We start from the raw sequence: 4,845 nt of genomic DNA on the forward strand, positions 1-4,845 counted from the left end.
CGAATGATGGAGCAGGTAAACAAGGATGAGAAGCTGTCGCAAGCACTCCTGACACCAGAGCAGTCGCTTCAGATGATGACAGAGCACAGCCTGCTGGTTGTGGTGGATACGCACAAGGCCTCAATGACGATTGAGCCGCGTCTGGTGCAGACGGCCAGCCGGGTGGTGGTTGTGGATCATCATCGTCGAGGCGAGGAATTTATTAATGACTCTGTTCTGATCTATTTGGAACCGTATGCGTCATCAGCCTGTGAACTGGTGACCGAGCTGTTGCAGTATATTCATGAGAAGGTCCAGCTGACACCGCTGGAGGCAACATCACTGCTGGCGGGGATCACGGTCGATACCAAGCATTTCTCCCTGCATACAGGCTCACGTACGTTCGAGGCTGCTGGTTTCTTAAGACGTAGCGGAGCAGATACAGTCATGATCCAGCGCATGTTAAAAGAGGACCTGGATGAATATATTGCTAAGGCGGAAATTATTAAGCATGCTAAAATGATATATGGGCATATCGCCCTAGCGGTGACCGAGCCCGGGCAGAAAATACCGCAGCTCCTGATTGCTCAGGTGGCGGATTCATTGCTCAATATGACGGACGTACTGGCCTCCTTTGTGGTCAGTGAACGTCCTGACGGCCTGGTGGGGATCAGTGCCCGTTCACTCGGGCGCATGAACGTACAGGTCGTCATGGAACGGCTAGGCGGCGGAGGACATCTGACGAATGCGGCGGTTCAGCTGGATTGCTCGCTGGAGGAAGCGAGGCGCAGAGTGGTCGACGTACTGGCCGAAATTGATGGGGAAGAGGGGTTATTTGAATGAAGGTAATATTCATTAAAGATATGAAGGGCCAAGGTAAAAAGGGGCAGGTTAAGGAAGTATCCGACGGTTATGCAGCGAATTTTCTGTTGCCGCGTGGTATTGCCCGTCCAGCAACGGAAGGGAATATGAAGACGCTGGAAAACCAAAATGCTGCTGAGGAAAAACGCAAGCAAGAGGAAAAGGAAGAGGCACAAGTACTCGGCAAAAAGCTGGAAGAGACTACAATTCAGCTCAAAGCAAAGGCTGGAGAAGGCGGACGGCTGTTCGGCGCGATTACAAGCAAGCAAATCGCAGAGGCTGTTGCTAAAACGGGTATCAAACTGGATAAACGCAAAATCGAGCTGGAAGAACCGATCCGTACGCTCGGCGTGACTCAAATGACCGTCAAGCTTCATCCTGAGGTCAAGGCTACGCTGAAAGTACAGGTGATTGAAGAATAATTATGGGCGGCGAATTTTTTGATCGGATTCCTCCGCAAAATCTGGAGGCTGAACAGGCGGTTATCGGGTCTATTTTGCTCCAGTCTGAAGCACTGATTACCGCAATGGAGCGCGTGCAGACCGAGGACTTTTACGATAAAGCTCATCAGATGATTTACGAAGCAATGATTGAGCTGGGTGAATCCGGGCAGCCGATTGACTTAGTTACGCTGACCTCAAAAATTCAAGACAAAGGTCAGTTGGAGGATATCGGCGGTGTCAGTTATCTGGCGAAGCTAGCTCATGGGGTGCCGACAGCGGCTAACGTGGATTACTATGCCCAGATCATTGAGGAAAAAGCGATGCTTCGTCGCTTGATTCGCACAGCTACACAAATTGTAAGTGAAGGCTATAGCAACGGCGAAGATGTGGCCGGTATGCTGAGCGATGCCGAGCGCAAGATTATGGAAATCTCCAATGGTCGCTCCGGCAGTGGTTTTATCGCCATCCGCGATGTCGTGATGGAAGTGTTCGACCGTGTCGAAATGCTGCATCAGAACAAGGGCAACACCACCGGAATTCCATCCGGATTCGTTGACCTGGACAAGATGACAGCCGGTTTCCAGCGCAATGACCTGATCATTGTGGCTGCCCGTCCATCTGTAGGTAAAACGGCATTCGCCCTGAATATCGCACAAAACGTTGCAGTACGGGCTAAAGAGACTGTTGCCATCTTCAGTCTGGAGATGTCGGCGGCTCAGCTCGTGCAGCGGATGATCTGTGCCGAGGCGAACCTGGACGCGAACGTTATGCGGACAGGTGAATTCAAAGGCGACGAAGATTGGGCGAAGCTAACCATGGGCATTGCAGCCTTGTCGGAGGCGGAAATCTATATCGATGATACGCCCGGTGTTACTGTGGCTGATATCCGTGCCAAGTGCCGCCGTCTCAAAGCGGAAAAGGGACTGGGCATGATCGTGATCGATTACTTGCAGCTCATTCACGGACGCGGTAAAGCGGGCGAGAACCGGCAGCAGGAGGTATCCGAAATTTCGCGGACATTGAAGCAAATCGCCCGTGAGCTTGAAGTGCCTGTAATAGCCCTTTCTCAGCTGAGCCGGGGTGTAGAGCAGCGTCAAGATAAGCGGCCGATGATGAGTGACTTGCGGGAATCGGGTTCCATCGAGCAGGATGCTGACATCGTTGCGTTTCTGTACCGGGATGATTACTATAATCAGGAAACGGAAAAGAAAAACATTATTGAAATTATCATTGCCAAGCAGCGTAACGGCCCGGTCGGTACGGTAGAATTGGTATTTCTCAAAAATTATAATAAATTCGCTAATTACGAGCGTGCCCATTCAGATGCGTTCGCAGGTTAATATATTATTATAATTAGAAAAGGCTCTTTCGACGCGGATATTGCGATTTCGAGAGAGTCCTTTTTATAGGATTCATATATTTTCAAAGCATGATTGAAAACTCTCAATTACGAACAATACTATTTTCATGTAATATAATGTTCGCTTTTTATTTGACTTTAAAAAATGGTACTGGTACACTTATAGTGCTGCTTCAACGCAGTGGGAGATCATTACGCCCGGGACTTTCCGAACTTGCGGAATGTCTGCGACGGACGTTTTTTCCTGCTGTCCGAGAACGCTCCATATCTGTCCGCTGAGGTGGTTGAAGCCAGATATGCGTTAGCGCGTCAGCTCAAAATCAGAGTGTCTGTGGGCACTCCACGGAGGAATGAAATATGTCAACTGTAGTCGTTGTGGGGACACAATGGGGAGACGAAGGCAAAGGTAAAATCACGGACTATCTGGCGGAAAGCGCTGAAGTGGTGGCCCGTTACCAAGGCGGAAACAATGCTGGTCATACGATTCTCATTGACGGTAAAAAGTATAAGCTGAGCCTGATTCCATCCGGCGTTTTTTATGAAGATAAAAAGTGTGTTATTGGCAACGGCATGGTAGTGAATCCAGCCGCTCTTATTGAAGAAATTACTTATATTCATGATAATGGTTTTTCCACAAAAAATCTGGTCATTAGTGACCGCGCACATGTCATTATGCCTTACCATATGACGCTGGACGCGCTGGAAGAAGACCGCAAAGGTCCTAACAAAATTGGTACGACTCGCAAAGGGATCGGCCCTGCTTATATGGATAAAGCTGCACGTAACGGTATCCGGATTGCTGATTTGCTGGATGCGGAGGAGTTCGAGAAAAAGCTGCGCCATCTGACGAAGGAAAAGAATCAAGTGATTGAACAAGTATACGGTGGCGAGCCGCTGGATGTTGAAGAAATATTGAAACTGTATCTGGAGTATGCTGAGTTTATCCGTCCTTATGTAGCAGATACATCTGTTGTGCTGAACGATGCAATCGATGCGAATCGTAAGGTATTGTTTGAGGGTGCACAAGGCGTTATGCTCGATATCGACCAAGGTACGTATCCATACGTTACGTCCTCTAACCCGTCGGCTGGGGGAGTTTGTATCGGTTCCGGCGTGGGACCGTCCAAGATTCAACAAGTGATCGGGGTAGCTAAATCGTACACAACCCGTGTAGGTGATGGACCCTTCCCAACCGAGCTGCATGATGAAATCGGCGATTATATTCGTGAAACAGGTCATGAGTACGGTACGGTTACAGGTCGTCCACGCCGCGTAGGCTGGTTTGACAGCGTTGTTGTGCGCCATGCCCGTCGCGTCAGTGGATTAACGGGTCTGTCCCTGAACTCGTTGGACGTATTGACAGGCCTGAAAACAGTCAAAATCTGTACAGGCTACAAATACCGTGGCGAGATCATTACGCATTACCCGGCAAGTCTGAAAATGCTGGCAGAGTGCGAGGCGGTATATGAAGAAATGCCGGGCTGGAGCGAGGACATTACTGGCGTGAAAACACTGGAGGAGCTACCGGAGACTACCCGCCATTATGTACAACGTGTATCTGAGTTGACTGGCATCCCAATTGCTATCTTCTCGGTTGGTCGTAATCGCGATCAAACGAACCAAGTGCTTCCGATTTATTTGTAAAACAAATTGATAGTTATTTCCGCAAAACAAAAGAGAAACCCAATCTTTTTCAAAGACTACGGGTTTCTCTTTTGTTTTTGTCTTATATAAATTCGGAAGATGAAGCAGAAATGATTATCACTTATCCGTCTTGCCTTCTCTTATGGTGAGTTTAGAGGAGAATGTTTTAAGCGTTTCGAAGCCCCCTTTAGCACATTAGGAGGGAACTTCGCCAAAATTCCATACCTAATACGTATGTCCATTAGCGCAACGATGAGATCCCCAATGTAGTGAAGACAATATACAATTGTTGTAACTGGTAGTGCAGTAGGGACATGGATGGTTACATTGGTCGCCGTTCATTTTAATCATTTCATTATCCTCATCCAACTGAATTAAACCTTTTTCTAATGTTAATTTACTCATTTTGAACTCTCCTTTTTATCACGCTTCTGGTTATCCCTTTGTTTTCACTACATTACGTGCAATTGAGATACCAGCTTTTAATTTTTAAAATTCTAGTTTTGTGGGATACCTATTGAGAGTTTGTTCTAAAAATAAAAAATTATACTATATAAT

Annotated in this window: 4 protein-coding genes; all 4 read left to right on the top strand. The window is 47.7% G+C overall.

The window, feature by feature from the left end; all coding sequences use genetic code 11:
- Positions 1 to 822: DHH family phosphoesterase (locus AC5V8P_RS23430; RefSeq protein WP_495473916.1), on the top strand; the 822-nt coding region annotated here is incomplete at its 5' end.
- Entirely contained in the window at positions 819 to 1,262 is a 444-nt protein-coding gene (gene rplI / locus AC5V8P_RS23435) for a 50S ribosomal protein L9 (RefSeq protein WP_064797509.1), read from the top strand. The genes AC5V8P_RS23430 and rplI, both read left to right, overlap by 4 nt.
- A 2-nt stretch (positions 1,263 to 1,264) precedes the next feature.
- Complete coding sequence (dnaB, locus tag AC5V8P_RS23440; protein WP_063211707.1) at positions 1,265 to 2,623, top strand: replicative DNA helicase; 1,359 nt, start codon at positions 1,265 to 1,267, stop codon at positions 2,621 to 2,623.
- Between the two features lie 377 nt (positions 2,624 to 3,000).
- The gene (locus tag AC5V8P_RS23445; RefSeq protein WP_064797510.1) at positions 3,001 to 4,287 is read left to right on the top strand and encodes an adenylosuccinate synthase; all 1,287 of its coding nucleotides are present in this window, start codon (positions 3,001 to 3,003) and stop codon (positions 4,285 to 4,287) included.
- Positions 4,288 to 4,845: the final 558 nt, after the last annotated feature.

It is taken from the genome of Paenibacillus sp. N119s, from assembly GCF_059447605.1.

Coding starts and splice junctions, on each gene's coding strand:
- rplI (WP_064797509.1), top strand. CDS start 819: ATGAAGGTAATATTCATTAAAGATATGAAGGGCCAAGGTAAAAAGGGG.
- dnaB (WP_063211707.1), top strand. CDS start 1,265: ATGGGCGGCGAATTTTTTGATCGGATTCCTCCGCAAAATCTGGAGGCT.
- AC5V8P_RS23445 (WP_064797510.1), top strand. CDS start 3,001: ATGTCAACTGTAGTCGTTGTGGGGACACAATGGGGAGACGAAGGCAAA.